General features: G+C 62.0%; 16 protein-coding genes. 15 read left to right on the plus strand and 1 reads right to left on the minus strand.

Translation table 11 applies throughout. From position 1 onward, the window contains the following. Positions 1 to 25 precede the first annotated feature (25 nt). The 15 genes from K5R33_RS04000 (at position 26) to K5R33_RS04070 (ending at position 23,162) form a co-directional block, all read left to right on the plus strand. On the plus strand, positions 26 to 1,351 hold the full coding sequence (locus K5R33_RS04000; RefSeq protein ID WP_220747670.1) for an extracellular solute-binding protein: 1,326 nt from the start codon (positions 26 to 28) through the stop codon (positions 1,349 to 1,351). Positions 1,352 to 1,549: 198 nt separating this feature from the next. Next, a complete protein-coding gene (locus K5R33_RS04005) occupies positions 1,550 to 2,458 on the plus strand; it encodes a carbohydrate ABC transporter permease (RefSeq protein WP_255576035.1) in 909 nt (302 codons plus the stop codon). Positions 2,459 to 2,462: 4 nt separating this feature from the next. Continuing rightward, on the plus strand, positions 2,463 to 3,332 hold the full coding sequence (locus K5R33_RS04010) for a carbohydrate ABC transporter permease (protein ID WP_220747671.1): 870 nt from the start codon (positions 2,463 to 2,465) through the stop codon (positions 3,330 to 3,332). A 307-nt stretch (positions 3,333 to 3,639) separates the two neighbouring features. Then, positions 3,640 to 4,332, plus strand: coding sequence for a cytochrome b561 domain-containing protein (locus K5R33_RS04015; RefSeq protein ID WP_220747672.1), 693 nt, complete (start codon positions 3,640 to 3,642; stop codon positions 4,330 to 4,332). A 356-nt stretch (positions 4,333 to 4,688) separates the two neighbouring features. Further along, positions 4,689 to 10,103 carry a hypothetical protein gene (locus K5R33_RS04020; RefSeq protein ID WP_220747673.1) on the plus strand — a complete coding sequence of 1,805 codons (5,415 nt, stop codon included), beginning with the start codon at positions 4,689 to 4,691 and terminating at the stop codon, positions 10,101 to 10,103. Between the two features lie 988 nt (positions 10,104 to 11,091). Continuing rightward, positions 11,092 to 11,262, plus strand: coding sequence for a hypothetical protein (locus tag K5R33_RS04025; RefSeq protein WP_220747674.1), 171 nt, complete (start codon positions 11,092 to 11,094; stop codon positions 11,260 to 11,262). 1,513 nt (positions 11,263 to 12,775) lie between these two features. After that, positions 12,776 to 15,010, plus strand: a complete 2,235-nt coding sequence (locus tag K5R33_RS04030) for an SEL1-like repeat protein (protein ID WP_220747675.1) — start codon at positions 12,776 to 12,778, stop codon at positions 15,008 to 15,010. A 67-nt stretch (positions 15,011 to 15,077) separates the two neighbouring features. After that, complete coding sequence (locus K5R33_RS04035) at positions 15,078 to 15,812, plus strand: DUF459 domain-containing protein (protein WP_220750659.1); 735 nt, start codon at positions 15,078 to 15,080, stop codon at positions 15,810 to 15,812. Positions 15,813 to 15,855: 43 nt separating this feature from the next. After that, positions 15,856 to 16,647 (plus strand): SGNH/GDSL hydrolase family protein, encoded by a 792-nt coding sequence (locus K5R33_RS04040; protein ID WP_255576123.1) that lies wholly within the window; start codon positions 15,856 to 15,858, stop codon positions 16,645 to 16,647. Between the two features lie 9 nt (positions 16,648 to 16,656). Next, positions 16,657 to 18,036, plus strand: coding sequence for an MBOAT family O-acyltransferase (locus K5R33_RS04045; protein ID WP_220747678.1), 1,380 nt, complete (start codon positions 16,657 to 16,659; stop codon positions 18,034 to 18,036). Positions 18,037 to 18,047: 11 nt separating this feature from the next. After that, positions 18,048 to 18,311, plus strand: a complete 264-nt coding sequence (locus K5R33_RS04050; protein ID WP_220747679.1) for a hypothetical protein — start codon at positions 18,048 to 18,050, stop codon at positions 18,309 to 18,311. Further along, entirely contained in the window at positions 18,312 to 19,151 is an 840-nt protein-coding gene (locus K5R33_RS04055; protein ID WP_220747680.1) for a L,D-transpeptidase, read from the plus strand. A gap of 107 nt (positions 19,152 to 19,258) precedes the next feature. Beyond that, entirely contained in the window at positions 19,259 to 20,413 is a 1,155-nt protein-coding gene (locus tag K5R33_RS04060; RefSeq protein WP_220747681.1) for a CapA family protein, read from the plus strand. 44 nt (positions 20,414 to 20,457) lie between these two features. After that, positions 20,458 to 21,897 carry an outer membrane protein assembly factor BamB family protein gene (locus K5R33_RS04065; RefSeq protein ID WP_220747682.1) on the plus strand — a complete coding sequence of 480 codons (1,440 nt, stop codon included), beginning with the start codon at positions 20,458 to 20,460 and terminating at the stop codon, positions 21,895 to 21,897. Further along, positions 21,894 to 23,162 (plus strand): CapA family protein, encoded by a 1,269-nt coding sequence (locus K5R33_RS04070; RefSeq protein ID WP_220747683.1) that lies wholly within the window; start codon positions 21,894 to 21,896, stop codon positions 23,160 to 23,162. Before K5R33_RS04065 ends, K5R33_RS04070 begins: the two co-directional genes overlap by 4 nt. 313 nt (positions 23,163 to 23,475) lie before the next feature. Here K5R33_RS04070 and K5R33_RS04075 read toward each other — a convergent pair whose 3' ends face one another. Then, positions 23,476 to 25,329, minus strand: a complete 1,854-nt coding sequence (locus K5R33_RS04075; RefSeq protein WP_220747684.1) for a sigma 54-interacting transcriptional regulator — start codon at positions 25,327 to 25,329, stop codon at positions 23,476 to 23,478. Between the last annotated feature and the right edge of the window lie 52 nt (positions 25,330 to 25,381).

Genomic DNA, 25,381 nt, shown 5'->3' on the forward strand with positions numbered 1-25,381 from the left:
AATCAGCAGCCAGGGAGGGCTTATCATGCTGAACAAATGGACCTTTACAGGCGCGGCCGTTGCCGCAGCCATCGCCGGGGCCGCCGCCGCGAACCCCTATGCGCCCTATGAGGGCACGACGCTTGTCGTGAACTTCCCGGCGCACCCGCACTACGACGCGGCCATCAACGTCCTAGACCAGTTCACCGAAGAGACGGGGATCGAGGTCGAAGTCGATCAGCTCCAGTACCTGCGCATGCGGGAACGTCAGACGCTGGAGTTGACCAAGGACGAGGGCGATTACGATCTGATCGCTTACGTCGTCTTCTCCAAAGCCGACTACGTCTATGCGGACCAGTTGGAGAACCTGGCCAAGTACTTCATGAACCCGGCCCTGGCCGATCCGTCGTATGATCAGTCGGACCTGATTTCCGGCTACGTGCAGAACATCGGCGTGGCCGGTGGCGCCAAGGGCTACCTGCCTGGTCAGTTGGGGTCGGCCTTTGGCATCCCCTTCGGATCCGAGACCTCGGTCCTGGCCTATCGCAAGGACATCTTCGAGAAGCACGGGATCGAGGCCCCCGAGACCTACGACGAGCTGCTGGATATCGCCTGCAAGATCCCAGAGTTGGAGCCGGGCATGGGCGGCATGGCCTCCCGCGCGGCGTCGGGCCACCAGGCCTCCCACGCGTTCCTGCTGCACCTGGCACCCCTGGGCGGTCGGGTGTTCGACGATGAGTGGAACCCGATCATCAACAACGAAGCCGGTGTCGCCGCAGCCAATGCGCTGAAGACCATTGTGGACTGCGGCCCCGAGGGCGGCACGACCTTTGGCCCCGCCGAAGCGGCCTCGGCCTTCCGCCAGGGTCAGGCGGCCATGTTTATGGACTCGATTGCTTTCGCGGCAGGCTTCGAAGACCCGACCCAATCCACGGTTGTGGGCAACGTCGGCTATGCCATGCACCCCATGGGCGTGCGGCGCGGCTCCCAGACGGGTGGCTTTGGTCTGGGCATCCCGTCCAACGCCCCCAACAAGGAAGCGGCCTTCCTGCTGATGCAGTGGCTGACCTCGAAGAAGGGCGACCTGGCCGTGGCCATGGAGGGCGGCAACCCCTCGCGGTTCTCGACCTATCAGGATGCCGGGCTGAACGAGAAGTTCCCCTATTCGGCCACCTTCGGCGAGGCGCTTGAGTTCGCCGACCCCGACTGGCGCCCGATCATCCCGGTCTGGGGCTCCATCAATGCCGACATCGGCACGACCATGAGCCAGGTGCTGACCGAGGGCCTGGACCCGCAGAAAGCGCTGGACGGCGTGGCCGAGCGGACCCGCGCCACCATGGACGACGCGGGCTACTACGCCTGGCAGGAGTGATCCTCCCGCAGGTGTGCCCATCGGGGCGCGCCTGACCCCCGTTTTGCGCGCCGCCTTGCGCGGAACGCCCGGGGCGCGGTCGGACGGGGGCATTGAGCCCCCGCCCGACCGGAGCCTCCGGCGGGAGTATTTTCGCCAAGAAGAAGACCCCGAAGAGAAGACAGGGCGCAACGCCCCCGCCGCTAGGACCCCATTGCCATGCTCGCCAATGCGAACCGGATGACGCCCTATCTGTTCCTCGCCCCTGCGGCGCTGATCATGATTGTCGCGCTGCTCTACCCTATCGGGTACATGATCTATGCCTCCTTCCTGGACTGGAACCCGTCGCAACGGATTGGCGAGGCCGATTGGATCGGGCTGCGCAATTACACCGAACTGCTGGGCGACGCAGCCTTCCGCGAGAGCTTTTGGGTCACTCTGAAGTTCGCAAGCATCGTTGTCAGCATCGAGATGGTTCTGGGCGTCGGCCTCGCGCTGTTGTTGGACCGGGAGTTGCGGGGCATGACCCTGCTGCGGACGGTGTTCATCCTGCCGATGATGATCGCGCCCATCGTGGTCGGTCTGGTCTGGCGCTATATGTATCATCCGACGGTCGGCACGTTTAATCGCTTTCTGGACAGCATCGGCCTGCCCTCTGCGCCCTGGCTGTCGGACGGGGATTGGGCCTTTGCCTCCATCGTGATCGCCGACATTTGGCAGTGGACGCCGTTCATCTTCATCCTGTCGTTGGCCGCCCTGCAGTCCCTGCCCCGCTCCGCCATGGAAGCGGCGCGGATCGACGGGGCCACGGGTTGGCAATTGATCTGGCACATTAAACTGCCGCTGATGCTGCCGGTTTTGATCGTGACGGCCCTACTGCGGATCATCGATGCCTTTAAGGTGCTGGAGGTGATCCTGGTTCTGACCAATGGCGGCCCGGGGTTGTCGACGGAAATCCTGGCCCTGCGCATCAGCCGGACCGCGAGCGAGTTCCGAGAACTGGGATACGCCGCTGCCATGTCGAACCTGCTGCTGATCCTGCTGCTGGTCCTGACCATCGCGATGTTCGCCTACACCAAGCTGCAAGAGGTGCGCGCCGCGCGTCTCCGGCAGGCCGCCGAGGACTGAGACCATGGCCACCCAAACACCCCGCCAGAACCCCGCATTCTACGCCCTATTGGTCGTTCTGATCTTCATGGCGCTGGGACCGATCGTTCTGATGATCGCCAACTCGTTCAAGCTGAACGTGCAGATCACCTCGCCCACGGCGTCGCTGCTGTTCACGCCAACGATCCAGAACTACGAGACGGCTTTGTGCCACTGGCTCCCCTATGAGCCGGAGCATGTGCGCCGCTGCGACCGGACCTTCGGTCGGGCCTTGGGCAACTCGCTGATCATCTCGCTGATCTCGACCGCGATTACCCTGGTTCTGGGATGCATGGCGGCCTACGCGCTGGTGCGGTTCCGGTTCATGGGGCGTGGGGTGACGTCGCTGACCACGCTGATGGTGCGCATGGTGCCGCCCGCGGTCTTGCTGGTCCCCGTCTTCGGGATCTGGACGTTCCAGTTCGGGATCGACGGGACGCGGGCCGGGATCATCCTGATCTATGTGGCGATGAACCTGCCCTTCGTGATTTGGATCTTGCAGAGCTTCATCGTCCAGGTGCCGATCCAGCTTGAGGAAGCGGCGCGCATGGATGGGGCGGGACCGTTTCGGACGTTCTTCCTGGTGGTGCTGCCGCTGATCAAACCGGGCCTCGCTGCGGCGGCGATCTTTACCTTCCGCGTGGGATGGAACGAGTTTCTGCTGGCCAATGCCCTTGCCGACCGGGGTAGCCGAACGGTGCCAGTGACCATCGTGAACTCCCTGACGGAATACGACATCGACTGGGGTGTCATCATGGCGACGGGAACTCTGCTGGCCGTGCCACCGATTCTGTTCACGCTGGTGGCCTCCCGGCAGATCATCACCGGCATGACCGCCGGGGCCGTGAAGGGGTGAGGCTGATGCGGAGCGGTCGGGCTTTGTGGCTGGGTCTGCAAAGCTCTGCCCCCGACACCCGCCGCGTGCTGATCGGGATGCGTCGCGTGGTGTGTGGCGCTGCCCGGCAGCTCGGCTCAAGGCAGACCCTTGGCGGCGCAGAGCGCCTCCGGTAGCGCCAAGCCCCGCCCGCGCGGAGCGCGGGCCCGCCGCGACGCCAAAGGCGGCGCAACCCAACAGCCCCGAAGACCGGGGCACGCGTGCCCGGCGTGTGGTCGGCGGGCATAAATCCAACGCGCCCTTGCGCGCCCATACCCGGAGGATTCCCGTGCTGGACTGGCTGCTGAGCCCCATCGACGCAAGCCGCGCCCATGACCTCGGCTTTCATCTCAGTTGGCACGGGCGCGCCATGGTCCTGGCCTGGGGCGTCTTGGTGCCCACGGGCGTCATTGCTGCGCGCTTCTTCAAAGTGTTGCCGAGACAGAAATTTCCGGAAACCGTCGATAACCGGGTCTGGTGGCGAACGCATCTCGGCGCGCAGATCAGCGCATTGGTCATGATGGCCGTGGGTCTGTATCTCGTGTTAGCGGCGCCCGAGCGGGCCAGCTCGATCACGTCAAGCGCCTGGCTGCATCGGGCCTTGGGCTGGGCCGTGTTGTGGCTGGGCATTCTTCAGGCGGGGTCCGGTGTCTTCCGGGGGTCCAAAGGAGGACCGACGGACAAGCGAAGCCTGCGGGGCGATCACTATGACATGACCCCGCGACGGCTGGCGTTTGAGGCCATGCATAAGGGCAGCGGCTATGCGGCGTTGATCCTTTCGATGCTGGCTGTGTTGTCGGGGATCTGGCAGTCGAATGCGCCCATCTGGATGTGGATCGTTTTGCCGCTCTGGTGGGTCCTGCTGGCGACGCTATTCGTGTTGTTCCAACGCCGGGGCATGGTTGTCTCGACATATGAAGCGATCTGGGGGCCAGACCCCAACCACCCCGGCAACCGTCCGCGTGGTCCGGCGCGGGACTAACGCGTTCGGCGCCAGCGGCAGACTCCCTCAGCCCGGCGAATAGATCGAAACGGTGTGCCGGTCCAAACTGACGCAGTGCCGCGGGCATTGATCTTCGGCCATCGGCCAAGCGTACCGCCGGTCCTTGGACAGGAGCCGCGGCCTCGAACAGGACGGTCGTTCGGTGATCAACCAGGAAATTAGGAGCACCGCAACGACGGCGATCAGCGCTCCTGTCGGCATCCTGCTCGCTTGGCCTACGACGCCCAACCATCGACTACGACCTCCCGGCAATTGACCGATGCTGTGACCCGCGCGCATGCTAGCATCTGGACGCGGCAAGACATGCTCCGTTTGTCAGAGTGTTGGGGGTGAACATGATGACGCCGAACCTGAGCCTGTATAGGGCGCGCACCGATACGCTGCGCGAGACGCTGTCGACCAACCTGGATCGGCTCGACGACGCGAGCCAGGTGATCGACGCCCTGGGTGACTTGGCCGACAAGCTCAAGGAAGCCTCCAAAGATGCAAAGGTGATCGATCGGTTGATCGACGACCTGCGCGATGTCTCAACCCTGTTGAAGCTCTTTCCCCCCACACGCGGCTTTGGGTCTTCGCTGGATCGCGTGCTCGACAAAATCGCCAAGCGCACCCAAGAGATCGCGGATACGCTGGACGCCCATTCGCGGGCCATCCAAGCCTTCGACGCGGGTCTGAAGGCTGCGGATGTCTTGGCCACGGCCCTGACCGTCAAGCTTTCCAACGAGTTGGGCGACATCGACGCGATCTACGCCAGTTTGGCCGATCTCGACACCGCCCTAGAGGATGACCCCGCTGGTCTGGATCCGCGCACCCGCGCGGTGATCGAGGACATGGACGCGACCTTCGCGGATTTGGCAGACCGCTTTCCGCAGGCAGCCCTCGACGCTTTGGATGTGTCCGTTCGCCAATTGGCCACGGCGCTCGATCCGTTCGCGTCGATACCGGACAAGGCGACGCTGTTTCTGGACGGCCTTGATGCCGTCAGCGGGTTGATCCGTGGCATCGGCGATCCGCTGGCCAGTGTCACAGATGCGCTGTCACCGCTGCTTTGGGTACTGGAAAAGGCCGAAGCCGCCATCGACGCGGTTGTCAGTCCGGTCATCGACCCATTGACCGAAGCTCTTGGCATCGACGCCCTGCTGAATGAAATCGACAAGGCCATTGGCGGCCTGCTCCCGGACCTGACGGTGTTGTCCCCTTTGGACGGCGTAACGTCGGAGTTCACGGCCATTTTTGGCAGCGCCCCGGATTTCACGCAGCCGATGCTGGCCGAGATCGATGGGATCCTGGGCGCTCGGGATGATTTGCCCGCCCTGGATGCCGAGCAAGCCTTGATCGCACGCATCTTCGGCGAGGCGGGGTACCTCGCACCCCTTGTCGCGCCGGGCAGCGATCAGTCGGATATTTTGCTGGGTCGAAACGCCTTGCTGGCCCTGACAAGCCAGTTGGAAGGGCTGGACGGGCATGACGTGCTGTCGGCGGGTATCGGGAACGACACTCTGATCGGCGGACCCGGCAACGACGTGTTTATCAACGCGGGCGGCAACGACGCGATCTTCGGCGATGGCAACACTTCGGCGGGGGGCGATATCGAGACCGGAGGCAGCGGGTTCGACACACTCTTTTCGCCCGCCGCCCTGTCCCAGTTCACCTGGGAGACGCGGCGCGCCGGGCAGGACAATATCGTCTCGCTTGCGCATCTGGGGGGATTTGCCTTCGGGCTGGTCGGTAACCTGGGCGAAGACGAGATCACGAACGTCGAAAGCTTTGTGTTCGGCGCGACGGTCGTGACCTACGATCAATTGGCGACAGCCATCCGCGTGGCCTACTCCGGCGATCCGTCCGAGCCGGGCTTCGCAGAAGGCTCGACCAGAGGTGATCTGATCCTCGGGGGGGAGCGACCGGATCTGATCCGTGCCGGTTTGGGCAACGACATCATCATCGCCACCGAGGGCTTCGATTCCATTGACGGCGGTGAAGGAACGGATGTGGTCCATTACTCGGGCCTGAACACGCCCGGTGTCCGGGCCGCGCTCACCCCCGAAGACCAAACCCGCCTGGGTGGCATGACCGATCGGTTGTTGAACATCGAAAACCTGCTTGGCTCCGCAGGGGACGACCTGCTGGTCGGCTCGGGCGGTGCGAACGACCTGAACGGGGGCCGAGGCGATGACACCCTTGCGGGACTGGCGGGGGGCGATAATCTGGTGCTCGGGCCGGGGGTGAACCTGGCCATTGGCGGTGACGGAGACGACACCATCATCAGCCTTGGCTCCGGGCGCATGGTCGCGGGGGCGGGCGACGATCTCTATAGCCTGGGCGGCGGCCAAGCGGTCAGCGACGTCGTCTTCTACGCCGTGACAGACACCGACATCGCGGGCGGCATCGCAGCCAGTGACCTTTCGCCCGCCGATACCCTCGATCCCGACAACAGCCTCCCCTTTCGGATCGAATACGACGGCCAGGCCCCCCATGCCCCCATCCGTGTCATTAAGTATGACGATTTGGGCGAGGTGCTGGGAACAGACGCGCTGAGCCCGACGGGTGCGAACGTGGTTGGAACCGCGCGCGACGATAGCTTTCGGTTAGGGACGGCCTTCGCTTGGCTAGACGGAGGCCTCGGCGACGACACCTTTTACGGGACCGAAGACGCCCCGCGCGACCGCTTGGATGAGACCGAGGAGGGCCCGCCACAACACCGGATCCTTGGCGGCAGCGGCTCGGACGTCTTGGTCAGTCAGACGATGGATGAGCACTTCGTCGGCGGGCGGGGCAATGATCGCTATGTCTTCGTCGAACCGGACCCCGCTTCAGACGCGGTGAGCTTGCCCGTGGTCGACCGGTTCGAGGCGTATTTCTCCGGCGGGGCGGCTCCCGGCGGATTCAACGCGCTGTCCAATGTGGCCGACGGGGACGCGACAGATGCCCCTGTCCCAGCGGCCTTCGACAGGGCGGCAGCCGACAGCGAGACGGACACAGGGACCGACACGATCGATCTGTCGGCCAGCGCGCGCTACTGGCTGATCGATGCGCAAGCCGGGCGGCTCGAGTCGGTCGAGTTCATAGGACAGTCGGTGGAGAACCTGTCCGGCGGCGACAACATCCTGCTGTTTGATGGCGTCGAGGAAATCCTTGGCGGGACCTTGAACGACTGGCTCGTCATGGGGACCACGGCGCTCCTGTTTCGGGGTGGGGACGGCAATGACGTGATCTTGCCCACCGACCGAGGCACGGGCGGCGATGCGACGGTTTTCGGGGGCGCGGGCGACGACCGGTTCACCCTTGGCCTGGGGGTCGATCAAATCCACGGCGATGCGGGCAACGACTGGCTGCGCAACGACGGGAATCTCTCAACGACACCGGGCCTCACGGAGCGTCTGTCGGGCGGCACCGGGAATGATTTCCTCACGGTCGGAAGCTCGGGCCGCACCTACGACGGCGTCCTCACCGATTTCGACGGAGGCGAAGGCCAAGACTTCGGGGAGTTCTACCTATCAGACACCGCCCGATTTGAGCTGGATCTGGTTGACGGGATCTACAGCATCGACGGTGATGCCGCCGTCTTCACCGAGATGGAGGGCGTGATCGTCCACGGGGCATCCTCGGACGTGGAGGGATCCGACCGCGCCGATGCCGTCCAGACCGGAGACGGCGACGATTGGCTCAGAGGCGAGGCTGGGAGCGATATCCTATCCGCTGGCGACGGGGACGACACGATCTGGGGCGGCGCGGGCAACGACATCTTGGCGCCGGGTCAAGGGAACGCCACCGTCGATGGTGGGGACGGCATTGACGAGCTGCGCTTGGATGGCCGCATCGTCTATCGCCTGGGCACTGGCACGTCCCTGAGGGATGGCTTTGACCGCCGCGTCGATTGGCGGATCGACCTAGAAGCGGGGGCGATTACGGCTGGGGATGAACGTGTCCTCTACACCAATATCGAACGCTTCGTTGGTGGGTCTGGCAATGACAGCCTTCTGGGCACGGCAAGCGCCGACAACCTGGATGGCTTCTCCGGCAACGACAGCGTGTCGGGCGCCGGTGGCGACGATAGCCTACGGGGCGGCAAGGGCCAGGACACGGTGACCGGCGGGGCCGGAAACGACGTTCTGAACGGCGGCTTGGGCGACGATATCCTGACGGGTGGCGACGGGACGGACATTCTCCAACTGAACGCGGACCTGAGCGACGTGGTTTTGCGCGGCCTCTCCGGTGTGGCGACCGGCGTGCTGGTGGAGGAGGTCGAGGTTGCGCCCGGCGTGGACATTTTCATCACCCAATACACCCATTCAACGGACCGCTTTTCCGGGATCGAAGAGATCACCCTCGGCCAGGGCAACGACGATGCCGAAGGCAGCGCGGGCGCAGATACTCTCCGGGGTGTGTTGGGCGACGACACCTTGGTCGGCCTTGGGGGTCGTGACAGCCTTTCGGGCGGCGATGGGGACGACAGCCTCGTCGGAGACGGGGTCAGCGCCCTGCCCGGCCTGTTGGAATTGGACCCCAGTTCAGGTGCGGTGGGGCTCCGCCTCGACAGTTTTGACGCGATGCCGACCGAGCGACTGACCGTCGAATTGATGCTGCGGGCCGGACCGCAAACCGCGCCAACCGACCTGATGACCTATGGCGCCGGCGCGGATGAGGCAGCCTTCGCCCTGCGTCTGGATTCAGAGACTGGTGTGCTCCAAGTCGTCTTCGGGGACGAGGTTGTCGACACGGGCGTGACGGCAGAGCAGCTTTTCGACGGTGACACCCACCGCCTCAGCGTGACCTGGCAAGCGCAGTCCGGTTGGGTCGAAATCTATATCGATGGCGCCCTCAGCTGGAGCGAATTTAACATCGACGCCGCGCGTACTCCACTAGACCCGGGGCAGACACTGACCTTTGGGGCGGGGCTGGACGGTGCGCTCGGCGATCTCAGGATCTTCAGCGACCGGCGAGAGGAATGGCAAATCGCGACCAACGCGCTGCGCTCCATCGAGGTCGAGGACGCGCCCTCTTTGGTGGGCGCGTGGCAGTTCGACGGGGACGGCCCCGCGGATCAGTCTTCCCACGGCTCGCCCTTGGAGGTGTTCGGAACGGTGCGCCAAGCCGTCATCGACAGTGGCGTGTGGGGCAATGACACGCTGTTGGGCGGCGCGGGGAACGACACCTTGGATGGCGGGCGCGGCGCCGACCTGATGATTGGCGGACAGGGCGATGATACCTACCGCGTCAATTTCAGCGGTGACCGAATCACGGAATTGGCCGGTGAGGGGACGGATGTCGTCTACTCCACAGCCGATATCACCCTTGGCACGGCGGAGATCGAACGCGTCATTCTGGAGGGGACTGGGAACCTACGGGTCAACGCCAACGGTAGCGCAAACGAGATCGTTGGGAATGCCGGATCAAACATCCTGGTCGGGTTCGGCGGTGCCGACACGCTGAAAGGCGGCGGCGGCCAAGACTTCTTCGCGTTTCAGACCACCGACGCCGCGGGCGCCGCCATCGTCTTGGACTTTGGCGGATCGGACAAACTGGCGTTGGATGACCGCTTCTTTGAGCTTGGGGACGGTCGGATTGAGGTCCGCGATGTTACGGCCCAGCAGGCCGCAAATGCGCTCGGCAGTGGCGCCGTCCGCTATGATCGCCGCACGGGGGACCTGTTCATCGACCGCGACGGACGGGGCGGCCCCCAATCAGAGATGCTTTTGGTCACGCTGGAGGGTGGTCCGTCTCTGACAGCCGACGATGTCCTGTTGTTCTGAGGTGTGTCAGTTTCGCAGATCGCGTCGTCTACGGTCTATGCTGCGGGCGCTGACCGACAGGTTGGTCTGCGTCAACGCAGGCCCCTTACCCACTGGTCGTGAGAAAGGCGTTGCAAGTAGATTACCGGTTCTGTCGCAGTCCAAGCCCGGCCTTGACAGTATCAGTCAGCTGCCTCCCGATTTCGGAGGCCGTCGACCACGCAGGCGACGCGCGTTCTCGATGTATCGAGACGGTCACACAGGCTGTGTCCTACGCCCCCCAACGTTCACTAGAATAGCAAAGGATATGGCCGCCCCGTAGAGCGGACCGAAGCCGTAACTCTGTTGATACCAAGCCGACATCGTCGAGTTCGATAAGCGTACTTGTACTCTGGGGCGCGCCCCTATTGCTTCGGATCGAGACATAGCTGTCCAACAAATCGACGCGCACCGTGAGTCCTTGGTATCCTCTCTCAATTCGAGGCTTCGGTGCCAGTTCTTCTCTGCCGTCGATTTGATCTCCGAGGCTGGAGATGGCGGAGGGAAAGCGTTGGGTAGTCGCGGTTACAGTGGACAGGCTGCGCCGGACTTGATCGAGGCCCGCGCTGGCGGCGCAGCGAGGTGCGCAGGTGGGGGCCGCGGGGGCGGCTCGGTTTGATGTGCATCGATTGCCGATCATTCCGTCGCAAGGCGAATGTCACGTTAGGCAACGTTGTCCCGCCATGGAGCGCGCCTTGTGCACCTTTGTGTTAAGCACATTGGTAACCGCTCTGATTAAAACGGCGTCCGGGGCGTTCGAGACTGGCGCAGAGCGCCTGAGGTGGAGGCACGGATCGTGAAATCGCTGGAGGCGCAGATCAGGGCGTATGCGGTCGCGACCGGTTCGGGGTCTCTCGCGGTCTCACTACGGCCACGTTCCCCGGAGCTTTGTCGCGACAGCCGAGGTCCTTGCGGTGGGACGTTCTGAGGGATCGCGCCGTCAACAGTTCGACGCCGACCCGGAACGGGCATGACCGAGACGGGTCACGCGCGCCTGTCGGTTCCCGCGCAATCTCGACTGCTGTTCTTCCTGCGGTCCACGTTCCATCAGCGCCCGGCGGGCGAGACTCTGACGCTGATGCAGACCATTGACCGGCAGCGCATGGAGACGCTGTTCTTCGGAGGGCGTCAGATGGCCTAGCACCTGTGGAACGAGGGGTATGCGGCGACAACGCAGCGGATGCGCCGCCTGATGCAGCCCATGGGCCTGATGCCCCTCTATGGAAAGTCGTAGACCTGCAGGCCTGCGAAGGGGCGGCAGCCGTCTCCCTATCTCCCTATCCACTCAGGGGCTTGATAGTCGGGCGACCGAACAGGTCCGCCTCCCGGGATCATGCGGCGCTGGGCTCTATGGCGCAACGCGTGTGTCGATATCCCCTCCTTTCGAATGCGACGTGGGTTTTCCCCCATGGCGCTCCACCGTCCGGCAGGGCGTTGCGCAACACTTTTCCGCGGGACTGGACTGGCACATCCACCGCATGTCGGCGTGGTAGTTGTCAAACGCCCGCGAGGCGGAAGTCCGTGTCTAGACTCCGGAGGACGCCATCGTGGGCTTCGGCTTTAGCCATGAACGAGCCCTCTCGGGACGGTGCCTGCCGCGCTACCCTGCCTGGTCATCGACCGAGATCTCCAATCACCGGCTTCGCCTGCGCCAACCCGTTGCGGCAGGCGGGCGTCCGCATCTCCGTGGACGGCCAAGGGCGGTTCCTCTGTCGGGACAGCGCGTGCGGCAATGCCTTGGCGGCCGAAGGACAACATCTTTATTGAACGACCGAACCAACCGCTGATCATCGACGCAAAGCAGGCGCCTGACAGTTGATGTGGCGCCACTTCGCCTGGGGAGGTCCGCGGGACGGCGCTGCGTCAGGCCTTCCTTCGTCACATCGTCGATCATGTCGAAGATCTGCAGGCGCCGCCCCGTCACAAGCTGGTCGTGACCGAACTCAACCAACCAGCGGATGCGCGGACCCGCCTCGAGCAAGATCCGCGCGGGCTTCACAACAGCCTCTTTCCGGCCTTTCCCATGGGTACCTTCGGGCTGTCCTTGCGGCAGATCCTCTGCATGCGAGTGCGCTTGCCCAATCAGGCCGTCCTACCAAGGTGGGACGTTTAGCCGCCAGTCACCGAAGCAACGCCATTCGCTGGCGAGCGCGCGCCTCGTGTCGGAGGCCAATCGCAGGCAGAGGCTCTACCGTCTGACCTGGGTCAACTCCCACAGCCAACGGATAGATGCGAACGCGCGCACAAAACCAGATATTGGAAAAGGCGTCTTCGAGAAGCCGATCGACGACATGGTTTTGTCGGCCATTGCACCCACCGGCGCCAATACGACGGATGACGGACACCTCCTGCAGGCGGCTGATCGCGATGATAAAAGAGCAATCAGCTTACAACAAAGAACGTCTTGCGTTTCATCTCAAAACCCTACGCCCAATCAATCCCTTCAATATCAGTTGAGCGGCCCATTCAATTTGTACACTATTTGTTCTTGAGAAGCACAGACGTCAGCGGTTAGACTGTTTCGCCCGCAAGCGGCAATTGGTGCCATGGTTGCCCAAAATAGGTCATTGCTTTTTGGGACTTCCCTCGGAAAGGTTAAGAGAACTCTGCCGCCCATGCGTGCAGTAGAATCGTTGTTCCGTGGGGGGATTTTTATGGGTCGGATAGCCTCTTTCATTGTGGTCGTTTGGGCAGCTTTGACCGCGACGCTTGCGAACGCGGATCCGCAAACGTCGGCGCGTATGCAGCTTCTCTTTATCGGCGCCGACCCGGCCGATGGGGCGCCGGGGCCGCTGCCTGCTGATATGCCCATTTTGCAGATGGCCGCGCTACCGACCGCGGATGCGGTAACGAATGAGGTGTTCGGCGCCCTTCTGCGGTCCAACCCAGTTTCGACCTTCGTGACAACGCCGGGGGCCGGTGAAGCTCAGTTTGAACAGTTTTTCCTGGTCTCGGACATCACGCTGGATACGGGCGAGGGCGGTCTCCAGATTGGGACATCCGGTGACATGCATGACGCGGCTGAGTTTTCGCGCCGTCTTTCGGCCCTGGTAGATGCTTTCAACCCAGAGCATCGCCGGGTTGCGTTCTTACGGGTGCAGGACCCGAAGCAACTTTTCCCGGTGTCCATGGCAGAGCTTCAGGACGCCGTCGGTGCCTCTGGTTTCGACCTTTTGGCCGTGATGATTTACGATGACGATGGCGCGGGGGCCTGTGCCCAGGATGTCACTCGCGCGATCCACTACCCCATTGTCACGGGCGTCGCGGACCGCGCGCCTTTCGGTAATGACGACGCCATTTCTTCCGTTGCCGAAGTCAATGACTTCCTGGGTGCCGCCCTGCATCGCATGAGCGCGCGCGGGAATGCCTGTGGGCCAAAGTACTCCGTGATTTTGAAGTCAGGGGATGACGATACCGCCGCGCTCATCAACCACACGGACCTGCCCGGCTTTGCCGAACTTGAGACGCAGCTCTATCACGAAACCTTTGAAGCGCTGTTCCTCCTCGAAAGCGATGATCAGGCTGAGCTTCAGGCGTTTCTCGACACCTGTGTCTACTGCCCCAATGAAGGCGCCCTTGCGGATCGGCGCGCCTACATGCGGCAGGTCGAATTGGCCCGCAAGCTTGAGGAAGAGGTCTGGGCGCAGATCTCAGCGGATACCTCGCAACGGCGCCTGCGTATCTATCTTTCAAACTGCACGCTCTGCACCTTTAAGGAAGAAGCTGAGGCACAGATCGCCCATATGGACGCCGTCGAAGCTGCTTTCGAGCAGGAAGCCACCCAGTTTGCAGCAGCGGCGTCCGAGCGGGACTTGGTTGCCTTGCGTGCCTATGTCGATGACTGCGTGGCCTGCGCTGAGGTCGAGAACGCGCGTACTCTGATTAGCGATTTAGAGAATGACGCCGTGTACCAGGCTGAACTCAAAGCGCTTCAAGCCGCCAAGGTGAGCGGCAACGTCGAAGTCATGAAAGCCTACCTGACCGATTGCGTCCTCTGCGATGCGCGCGGTGAGATTGAGGACCTGATCGCGCGAGAGACACGGCGTGTGGCGGCCTCGGCCCCTTGTTTTGCTGCGGCGGGGCTTCCCCAGTCGGGTGGCCCGCGAAAGCTGGAGGCTATCGACCAGAGCGCCGCGCGTCAGGTTTGCAATCGCGCGCTCGCGGACTTCCCCGATGATCCGGCCCTGAAGACGATGATCGGTCGGATCGACCACGCTGCGGGCGACGTTGTCCGGGCGCGGAACGCCTATTCCAAAGGGGTTGAGGCTGCTGTGCCCGCTGCTTACGGCCTCCTGGCCTACACGCACTATGCCCCCGAAGCCGGTGGCGAAGCTGATCTCGAAACCGCTGAAAGGCTTGCGACCGCAGGGGCGGACCTGGGCGATTGGCTGTCGCAGGAACTGCTGACGGTGTTGTATTCAAAGAACCTGATACCCGGCAAAGATGCGGGGGATGCGTTCACGTTGGCCTCTGCCCTCGCAGGTGAAGGCAACGCATTGGCGCAATTCTTTGTGGGGTACTTCTATCTTACCGGGTCTGGCGTCGATGCGGACGAAACCAACGCTGTGACATGGCTCGGGCAAGCCGTCGAGCAGGGGTATCTCCATGCGTTTTCCTTCCTTGCGGAGCTTCATGAGCAAGGCCGTGGGACAGAGCTCTCCCCTGACCGGGCAGCGGATCTTTACTGGGCGGCGTTCCTGCGCAGTGATCCGACTGCCAAGGAACGTCTGACAACGCAGCTCAGCTCTCGGCATCCTGACGTTGTGCGTTCTGTGCAGCAGCGTTTGCGGACGGAGGGCGTTTACAGAGGTCAGATCGACGGTATCGCTGGCCCGTCCACGGTGTCCGCCGTGCAGACGTTTTCCGATACGCTGACTGAAAATGGCTAAGTTTACGGAGTATCGATGAGTCATGCGTAATTTCCCATGGATTGCCGCGTCCGCTTTGGCAGCGTCCATGTTTTTTGGATCAGCAACGACAAGTGTCGCAGGCGCGATTGACAACATCCCGTGCCCTGCCTCGCCAACCCGGCTTGTGGTTTTAGGCGATAGCTTGGCCGATGGGCTTTGGGGGTCGCTCTATCGTGTCTTTGCGCGGTGCGAAGACATGGAGGTTATCCGGCTGACCCAGGTGTCTGATGGCCTGACGAAGTCATCACCAGACATCTGGCTGTCACGCTACGAGCAGGCCACGCCCACTCAATCGAATACGACCTCGACCGACATTGTAATCGTGCAGGTCGGGGCAAACGACATCACCTTCATTCGGGAAGGGTCGCGACGTACTGCATTCGGCACACCGGAATGGACGGATGCCTATGCCACACGCGCGAAGTCCCTCGCCAGCGGCCTGACCGACCGGGCAACTGCGGTGATCTGGTTTGGACTTCCGATTGTGGGCGCAAGCCGCCTTGAACCCTCGTATCGCGAAATTTCGGAGTTGATTGAAACGGCGGTCTCGAAAACAGACGCGCAGTACATGGATATTCACGAACACACGAGCTTTGGCACCGGGCAGTTCACCATGTCCGGGGTGATTGATGGTCGTCGCCAACAGATGCGCGCCACCGATCAGATCCATTTTACGACTGCGGGGTATGACCATGTTCTTCAGACTATTTTCAACGATCTTGGTCGACTTTTGACGCGCCAGGACAGGGGGGTGACGCTTGAGAATGTCGATCTCCAATAGCGTTACCTTTGGCGTTGTGCGCCGTCTCTGTTTTGCTTTGGTCGTGACCGTTGTGTGCCATGCCTGCACGTCATCCCAGGCCCAAGACCTTGCAGATGGGTTCATTGCAGCGTCGCATCAGAGTTCTGGGCCTCAGATCCCCCGCGCGGCAGCCCGCAGCTTCACCGCCGATGATCCGGCCCGCATCCTGGTCATCGGCGACAGCCTGGGCCAAGGCATTGGCATATTTCTGAGAAACCGGGTTGCAGAGCGCGGTCTGAACGCCGTCGTCATTAACCGAGCGCGCTCTTCTACGGGCCTGGCGCGCCGGGATTTTTACGATTGGCCGAACGCTTTCAAGAGGATGGCCACGCAGGACCGGCCCGATATCGTTGTCGCGCATTTCGGCGTGAATGACATGCAATCAGTGATTCGTCCGAACGAGCGGGTTACGTTCGGCACGGAGGCCTGGAGCGCAGCTTACCAAGAAGAGATCCGCAGTATTCTGAACGTAGCCGGTGCTGCAGGCACGCCCCTTTACTGGCTCGGACCGGGGCCGGATCGAAGCCGCAACCTCAACAACCATCTGACTCGCGTAAACCGGCTTTTTGAAACTGAAGCTAAGGCAAGCGGCGCGGTCTACCTGCCCATCAAGGCTTTCACGGCAAACCAAGATGGCGGCTACCAAAGGCGGGCAACGGTCGATGGCCGTGTGGTGTCGATCCGAACGAATGATGGATCGCATTTCACGGGTATTGGCTACACGCTCGTGGTCGACCGTTTGCTGGACCGGATGGAAACCAATGTGCCGTCGATGTTTGGCCGAGGCAACGCCCTGCTTGCAGCGCTGCAGTAACGACCTCACATGCTCTTCCCGACCCTGGAATTCATTCTGTTCTTCGGGACTGTGCTGGCCCTAAACACGTTGGTCTTCGACCGCGCTGGTTGGCGCAAGGCGCTGTTGCTACTGGCCTCCTACGGCTTCTACGCCGCTTGGGACCCTCGATTTCTTGGTTTGATGATCGCGGTCTCGGCAACCGCCTATCTCGGGGGGCTGGCGGTTACGCGTCCAAAGCTTCGGAAGCTGACGATTTGGCTCAGCCTGATTGCGCTTCTGGGGCTTCTAGGGTTCTTCAAATACTTCAACTTCTTCGCGCTTTCGCTTCAGCAACTGCTGGAAAGCGCAGGTCTCGGGCGGGATTTTGTCTGGCTCTCGGTCATCCTTCCGGTTGGCATATCGTTCTACATTTTCCAGGCGATCAGCTACATCATCGACGTCGACCGAGATGTTGTGACCGCCCGCAAGAACCCGGTCGATATCTTCTTGTATATTTCGTTCTTTCCGCAGTTGGTGGCGGGGCCCATCGTCCGGGCCTCCGTCTTTCTGCCTCAGATCGATGCGCCGACCCTACCGACCCCCATCATCCGCGCCGAAGCCGTGGTGTTGATCCTGACGGGGTTGTTCAAGAAAATGATCGTCGCCAACTATTTGGCCGTCGGCATTGTGGACCCGTTTTACGCGCTGCCCGATGGGCAAAATGCCGTCACCGCCGTGGCAGCTTTCTTCGCCTACGGCATTCAGATCTATTGCGATTTCTCCGGCTATTCTGACATCGCCATCGGAATTGCGCTTTTGTTAGGATACCGTTTTCCGACAAATTTTCGGCAGCCCTACAGCGCATCAAGCCTTCGCGCCTTTTGGCAGCGTTGGCATATTTCTCTGTCCACATGGATCCGGGACTACGTGTACATTCCGCTTGGGGGAAATCAGGGCCATCCGCGACGGCAAATGGGCGTGTTGGTTGGCACGATGACATTGGCAGGTCTGTGGCATGGCGCGGGCTGGAACTTCCTCCTCTGGGGGTTCTTTCACGGCGTCGGGCTGGCCTATGAGCGGCGGGTGGGAGCGGCACAGGGGTGGCGCGGCGTGGTCCTGGTCACGTTATTTGTTTTCGCGCTCTGGATACCGTTCCGCGCCGATAGCTTCGGGGATCTCCTTCAAGTGTTCGGTGCCTTTACACGTCTGGAAAGTTTCGCGCCCGTGGACATCAGCGCCTTTGGCCTGAGCCTGATCGCGGTCGGCTTTGCCATGAACTATCTTCCGGAACGGGGCCTGCTCCTGGCTCAGACGTCGCTGGCGCGTTTGCCCACAATCGTCCAGGCCCTTGTCCTGATTGTCGGGGTCTGGACCTGTTTCGCGACCGCGCAAGAGGGCATGGCCCCGTTCATTTACTTCCAGTTCTGAGACCGCATGCAGTGACCCCTGATCAAGATCGTAAAAGAGATACTCGGCAGCACTGGCTCTTTGTCCTGACGCTGACCCTTTCGCTGATAGCAGCGTGGTTTTTCTCGGGCGAACGATTTCTTGACTGGGTCTTTGAAATGCCTGACCTTGGACCGGTTGACGATATGATCATCGAGTTTGCGGTCACGGCGCAAGAGGTGAAGGAGCAGATTGGACCCGAAGACTATTTCGGCCAAACCCGCGACGTGTTGCATCGGTTACTGGGGTTAAACTGAATGACACAAGGAATAAGCCGACGCGTTCTTGTCAAAGCAGCACTTGCTGGATTGTCCTTGGGGGCCTTATCGGGCAACGCCACGGCTCGTGAAGAACAGACTTACGGAATCGATTATCTGGAAGCCCTGGGACAGCCCGGCGCGCTGAACCCTAAGGTCGCCTTCATCGCACCGTCCGCCATCGATGATGCGTATTCCCACGCCATCTACGTCAACGCTGCCACATCGGGCGGTGGGGCACAGAAAATGTGGGTCTTAGAGCGCGAGAATGGCAGCAGGTGGCGCGTGGCGCTTCACGATCCAGACTTCTGGGCCACGAAGGGCCTGCCCGAGGGGACGGATGCACCGTATTCCTGGCCTGTCTCCACCGGTCGCCATTATCCCGGGGAACGGCGGGCAGGACCTACGCCGCTCGGGATTTTCAACGTCGACGAACGCAATTACCGCCACCGCCGGGGGTGGGGATCTCCGGGGATGTATAACTCCATCTATATCGACCTGCATTACAGCTCGGGGCGCATCTCTGGTGTCGCGATGCATGGGACGACAAATCGGATGTATTCCCGTCTCGGGCGTGCGGACAGCCACGGCTGCGTTCGAATGACGAAGGCGAATTCAGAGCGCGTCTGGCAGTTATTTCACCCCGAGGACGCACGTGGCGCACAATCCCCACTGTGGGGTTCGGTTCCCCGTTACTTTTCGTCAGTTCCACGGGGCGGTTACGAAACGCGCCGGGGCTACGTCCGAGACGGCAGTTTCCTGACGAATGCCTCGGGTGAGGACCGCCTGATGAAAGACGGCTACACGGCGCTTTTTGTCTTTTTCAGAGATGATATTTGACCGTCAGCATGACCTTTGGGCGGCGGACATGGGTGGTCGGGTTGTGGTTGGCTGTGGGCCTGGCGATACAAGCCGGCGCAGCGTCCGCGCAGGAGACCTGCCGCGCCGTGACGCGCGTGACCGCCCCGCCGCAGAACGCCTGCCTCGGAGGAGACACGCTTAGCATCGCGGCGGCAGGCGATGTCCTTCTCCATTCCGGTTTGCAGCGACGCGCTTATGCCCACGAAGATGGCTTTCGCGCGCTGTGGTCCGCTGCTGAGCCGTTTTTTCAGGCCGCAGATATTGCCTATGTCAATTTGGAAGGGCCCGTGGCCAAGGGCATGACCCGCGGCTTCTCACAGCGCACGGATCCGGGGCCCGTGTTCGACAACGTCGTCTATACGTCTTACCCGCTCTTCAACTATCACGAGCGGCTCATCGGCGATTTGATGGCCTCTGGCATTGATATCGTTTCAACCGCCAACAACCACTCACTCGACCGAGGGTCTCAGGGGGCGGATCTTACGATCAATGCGCTGGAACAGGCTGGGCTGGCCTTCACGGGCACGCGCCGCGCCGGAAGCCCGCGCGACTTTGTCCACGTGATGCCAACCGCCATTGGCAGGCTTGCTTGGATCGCATGCAGTTATTCCACAAACGGGATTCCAGACACTGCGAACCAGGTCCTTGGTTGCTTCTCCGACCGTGCCGAGTTGCTGGCGCTTGTCACCGACACCGCCCGGCGGTCCGACATCGCGGGCGTCATTGTCACGCCCCACTGGGGCTGGGAGTACCGCAGCGATCCCAATGCACGGCAGCGTGCGCTTGCCGCAGACCTCGCAAAGGCCGGAGCCACGGTCATTGTGGGCACCCATCCGCACGTAGTGCAGCCCTGGGACTATCTTGACGGAGTCGATGCGCAGAAATCGATGGTGGTCTACTCCACGGGCAACTTTGTATCCGGCCAGAGTCAATTGCCACGGCGCACCGGGGCGCTGTTTTGGATCGAACTCTGCCGCGCCCAGCCTTCGGGGGATCTAGGTCAGGCGCTTTTCTCTCGCCTGAGCGTCGCGCGCACGGGCTGGGCTCCGTTTTACATGGCCTCAACGGCGGCTGGGCCAGAGTTGCAATTCGCTGGTGGCACGGTGGGCGGTTGGCCAGCCTCTGCCCGCCGCCACGCGAATACCGTGATGCGACCCGGAGAGCTGGAACTCGACCTGGACTGCGGACAGGACGCATCTTCGGGACAGGGGATTGCCGCACTATCGGTGGCCCTGCAGTGATAAAGCGCTGGTTTCTGGGGGGCCTATGCGCCCTGTGGGCGGGCATGTCCCACGCCCAAAGCTTGGCTGTCGACATTGCGGGCCCTGCGACACCCTTTGTCGATCCGCGCACCGTCGGACGTCCCTTCCCGGGCGCGCAGGCCACAGGGCTCCTCGGGTTTCGGGGCAACCCCACACGGACTTATTACGGTTCTGGGCCACTGCCGCAGCGACCCAAGGTGCTTTGGCGTGTGGGGCCGTTTTGCGGACCCTCCACGGATCAGCAGGGAACCCGAACCTGGTGTGGTACGGGCTGGACGGGCCAGCCCGTTGTCTGGGACCGTGGCCCACGCACGGAGGTGATCTTCGGCGCCTATGATCACCGCGTACATTTTCTGAATGCAGAAAATGGCCAACCGGTCCGACCAGCTTTCAAGACGGGCGACATCATCAAGGGGTCTGTGGCCCTCGATCCCACAGGTGAGCCGATCCTATACATGGGGTCCCGGGACAATTACCTGCGGGCATTGCGCCTCGATCCCACGCGCGCCGTGGAACTCTGGAAGCTTTCGTCGGTGAGCGGAGACGGTGTTTGGAACAATGACTGGGACGCCTCGCCGCTCATTCTGGGGGACTACCTGTTCACCGGAAGTGAGAATTCTTGGTTTTACGTCGTGGACCTCAATCGCGGGCGCGATCTGTCTGGCGCCGCGACCCTCTCGCCGAAGGTCATCAACCGTATTCCTGGCTTCACCAACACGCTTTTTCAGAAGATCGGGGATCGTATGGTGTCGATTGAAAACTCGGCAACGGCGTTGGGGGGGAACGTCTACTTCGCAAACTCAGGGGGTCTCGTGCAGGGGTACGACATGGCCGCGCTCATCTCAGGCAGCTCTCGGTCCGACGCACTGCGCTTTTCCTACTTCGCGGGCGACGACATCGATGCCTCGCTGGTGGCCACATCAAACGGAATGCTTATCGTCGCCATAGAGGACGAGCGCCGCCCGTCAGCGGACAAAGCGCGTTCAGGTGACCTGCTCATGCTCGACCCGTCGAAGCCCGCTGACCCGGTGGTCTGGACACTCGACATACCGGGGCGCACGGGCGGCAAGGGTGGGCTTTGGGCCACACCCGCGCTCCATGGCAATTACCTCTACGTGCCGACCCATGTGGGCGGCCTTTTGACCGTAGAGGCCGACACAGGGCGCGTGACGTCCGAGTTGCCCCTGCCCTGGCATGGCTGGTCATCCCCAGTCGTCATCGAGGGTCAGCTGTTGGTGGCGACATGCGAAGGCGATCTGATTGCCTACGACCTCGTGGATCCCGCCAAACCAACGGAGACATGGCGCTTCCGTCCATCGGGCGCCGGTTGCTGGGAGTCGACGCCCGCCGTCTGGAACGGGGTGATCTATTTCGGGAATCGCAACGGCTTTGTCTACGCCATTGGCGAGTCCGCTCCGGCGGATGCCAGATCTATCCTTATCGCCGAGGCGCCTTTGCAGTGACGATCTCCTTTAGATGTTTCCACCTGATCGCCGCGTTCGTCGTCGGCCTCTCCGGCCCTGCCCCGGCGCAAGAACTGTTGACGGATATTTTGGCCCCGCCCGAGCCGTTCCGCGCCGCCCGACAGGCTGGCAGCATCCCCCTGGGCCGCGAGATCGTCATTGGATTTGGCGGCGACGTGAATTTCGCCCGCTCACGCCAAAACCCAAGCCCGACCACCGTCACAAAATTTGCCCGGCTGCCTATTGCTTCGGTCACCGAAACGCTCGCTGCGGAAATCAGCGGCGATATCAATTTCGTCAATGTCGAAACCGTTGTGTCCACACGCAACGGCACGCCGTCAGGCGCGAAAGCCTTCGTCTTCCGCAGCCATCCAGAGCAGTTTCGGCATCTTATGAAGTTGGGCGTGAACGCCTTCGCGCTGGCCAACAACCACGCCTATGACCACGGTCGCGTGGGCATGCGGGACACGCTTGATTTCTTCCAAACGGAGGATGGGCGCACGGGGCCCCTGCTCTACGCAGGCGTTGGCTACGGCGCGGATGCCCTTGCGCCCGCTGTCATCACCCATGACGGGATCCGTATCGCGCTCAGCGCAGTAAGTTTTGGCTCCGGCAGTTTCGGACCAGCACCGGAGACCATAGGCATGGCCTATTTTTCGGTGGCAGCCCAGTACAATGCTGTTTTGCGTGAGCTGGCGCGCGTGGATGCCGATCTCAAGATCCTCTCGATCCATGCCGGTGCAGAAAACGTCATCGCGCTGAACGCGCGCATTCGTCAGCAGTTTCGACGCGCCGTGGAAGAAGCCGGTGTTCACCTCGTCCTTGGTCACCATCCCCATGTGGTTCGGGCCGTAGAACGCGATGCGCGGACGGGGGCCGCCATCTTTCACTCGCTGGGCAACCTTCTGTTTATCGGTGGCGCTGGCAAGGACGGTGATGCCGTCGGCCGAGACTACGGTCTTTGGGGGCGCGCCTATTTCACGATGACGGCGGACGGGATGCGGGCAACAGCGCTCGAAGCTGTACCGCTCAAGGGAGTGCATAATGTCCCGCGCCACCCCCGTGCGCGGCGTGCCAGTGCCATTCTGAACCATCTGAACAACCTGTCACGCAGAGGCGCCGGAGCCGCCGCCGTCACCTTTGCAACGGTGGGGGAAACCCGGCCTCGTGGGCTTGCCTGCTTCCCGGAGGAACCTTTTGGCCCCCGCGCTCGCGCCCTTTGCTGCGCCGCTGACAGCCAATGCGCCATGCCAGACCCAATGTAGCGCGTACACGGTTCCGTAGCGCCCCTGCGGCTTCGGCGGGCGCGTAACATGTGCGCTTCGTCCAAAGGCCGTGACGCACTGCGCCGAGCCTATATGACCTGCTCCCCTTTGGGTCCGCTAATTTTTGTGTTAGCTCTGTTCAAGTTTTGGCACTCGTTTGACCGGTTAGCATATTCGAACGGCGTCAGAGCAGCGAAACTGGAGTGAGGCCGGTGATAATTGTAGTCGGCCCGCCAAAGTCGCCCGTCGATTGTTGAGGCTTCGCGTCGCCGTCCATCATCCCAACCACAGACTTGTCTTACACTGATTTAGGTCATCGCCAATCGCTCTCGGTAATGTCGAACGACTTGATGCGCGAGTGCAGCGTTGTCGGCTTCATGTCGAGAATCGCTGCCGCGCCGGCTGCCCCGGACACCTTGCCATTGGCCGATCTCAGTGCCGCCACGATGTTCGCCCGGACCATGGCCTGAACTTCCGCCTCTGTCCTAATCGTCTCTGGCAGGCTGGCGCTGGCGCCGGCGGCCCGAGAGATCTCCACCTCAAGCTTTCGCCCCTTACTGACGATCGCCGCGCGTTCGATCACGTTGCGCAGCTCTCGAACGTTGCCGGGCCATGCGTAAGCCTGCAACTCTTGCATCACTCGGGACGAGATGGACGGAACAGGCCGGTTGAGCTTCAAACAGGCAACGCGGAGCAGATGCGTCGCAAGGGACGGGATATCTTCCGGGTGGTCCCGCAAGGGTTCGGTCGTGATCGGAAAAAGGCTGAGATGCATGTAGAGCGCCTCTCGCAGGCGTTGCGCCGCCAAGGCGCCCTTTGGCGTGATGGTCGAGGCACAAATCACGCGAATATCGAGTTCCTTCTCACGCGTGTCGCCAACGCGTCGAACCGTATTTGTCTGGAGCGCATGGAGCAGCTTGCCCTGCACCTCGGGCGGCAGATCCTCCACATCATCGAGAAAGAGCGTCCCTCCATGGGCCAGTTCCAGTTTGCCGGGTTTGTCTTGCTTTGCGGCGTGGGGGCCGCCTTTCACCTGTCCAAAGAGTTCCGCCTCCACGGCCTCGGGCACCACAGAACTGCAGTTGAAGTGAATGAGCGGACGGCGCGACCGCGAACTGGCCCGGTGGATTTCGTTGGCGATCAGGGTCTTTCCGGTGCCGGGTTCCCCTGAAATCATGACCGTGGCGTCCGTCGGCGCGACGAGGTCAATGCGGGCGACGATCTGCCGGATCGTGTTGGACGTGCCGATGATAGTAAGATGCGCCCGTTCGGAGTTGATCTCTTCCTGCAGATAGGCGTTTTCCTGTTCGAGCCGGTCCCGAAGCTGTGCGATTTCCTCCAAGGCATGTCGCAGCTTGTTTTCGTTCTCTTTTCGCTCCGTCACGTCCCGAAAAATCACCACCGCCCCGGCCAGGATTTGGTGATCGTAGATCGGCGTTGAGATGTATTCGACCTGCATCGGGCGGCCGTCTTTGCGCCAGAACACTTCATCTTCGATGCGGTTCACCTGTTCGAACCGGAACGATTTATAAATTGGACAGTCGTGATGATGATACACATCCCCATTCATATGGGTGTGGTGCATGATCGAATGGATGTCCTTGCCCAGCAGGTCCTCGGCCGTCCAGCCGAGCATCTCCTGCGCGGCTCGGTTGACGAAAGTGGTCTTCCCTTCGGAATTCAGGCCGTAGATCCCCTCACCAGCTGCATTCAAGATAAGCTGATTTCGCCGCTCGAGGTCGGCAAAGAAACTCTCTGCCCGTTTCCATTCATTAAGTCCCGCGCGTTGGAGTTCTGCGACTTCGGTGAGTTCGGTCCGGCGATCCATTTCATCAAGATCGGTGAGCGTCAGCACGACATGCCCGCTCTCGCCTGGCAACGTACGGCCCCGCAACTCCGCCCGCAGGTGCGCCTGCCCTCGGCGAAGGATCTGAACCTGCCGCGTCCAGGCGCTGCCGCGACTGTCCAACTCGTCCAGAAAGACGACAAAGCGGCCGATACTCTCCCCCAACAGGGTCGAGAAAGGGGGGACGTGTTCTGGCAACCCGAGCAGCTGTCGCGCGGCGGTGTTCAGGGCAATGATCTGGTCGCTTCGGGCGCAGAACACGAGCGCCGCTTCGGGCAGTGCGGCGACAACGGAATCGGCGAAGGGGTCAGCTTTCTCCATAAGGTGAAATTAGGCGAAAGTGTGACGCCGCAACTAACGAAATTTCGTAGAT

Source organism: Jannaschia pagri (assembly GCF_019655435.1).
In the GTDB taxonomy this organism is placed as follows: domain Bacteria; phylum Pseudomonadota; class Alphaproteobacteria; order Rhodobacterales; family Rhodobacteraceae; genus Jannaschia; species Jannaschia pagri.

Coding starts and splice junctions, on each gene's coding strand:
- K5R33_RS04000 (WP_220747670.1), top strand. CDS start 26: ATGCTGAACAAATGGACCTTTACAGGCGCGGCCGTTGCCGCAGCCATC.
- K5R33_RS04005 (WP_255576035.1), top strand. CDS start 1,550: ATGCTCGCCAATGCGAACCGGATGACGCCCTATCTGTTCCTCGCCCCT.
- K5R33_RS04010 (WP_220747671.1), top strand. CDS start 2,463: ATGGCCACCCAAACACCCCGCCAGAACCCCGCATTCTACGCCCTATTG.
- K5R33_RS04020 (WP_220747673.1), top strand. CDS start 4,689: ATGATGACGCCGAACCTGAGCCTGTATAGGGCGCGCACCGATACGCTG.
- K5R33_RS04025 (WP_220747674.1), top strand. CDS start 11,092: ATGACCGAGACGGGTCACGCGCGCCTGTCGGTTCCCGCGCAATCTCGA.
- K5R33_RS04030 (WP_220747675.1), top strand. CDS start 12,776: ATGGGTCGGATAGCCTCTTTCATTGTGGTCGTTTGGGCAGCTTTGACC.
- K5R33_RS04035 (WP_220750659.1), top strand. CDS start 15,078: ATGTTTTTTGGATCAGCAACGACAAGTGTCGCAGGCGCGATTGACAAC.
- K5R33_RS04045 (WP_220747678.1), top strand. CDS start 16,657: ATGCTCTTCCCGACCCTGGAATTCATTCTGTTCTTCGGGACTGTGCTG.
- K5R33_RS04055 (WP_220747680.1), top strand. CDS start 18,312: ATGACACAAGGAATAAGCCGACGCGTTCTTGTCAAAGCAGCACTTGCT.
- K5R33_RS04065 (WP_220747682.1), top strand. CDS start 20,458: ATGTCCCACGCCCAAAGCTTGGCTGTCGACATTGCGGGCCCTGCGACA.
- K5R33_RS04075 (WP_220747684.1), bottom strand. CDS start 25,329: ATGGAGAAAGCTGACCCCTTCGCCGATTCCGTTGTCGCCGCACTGCCC.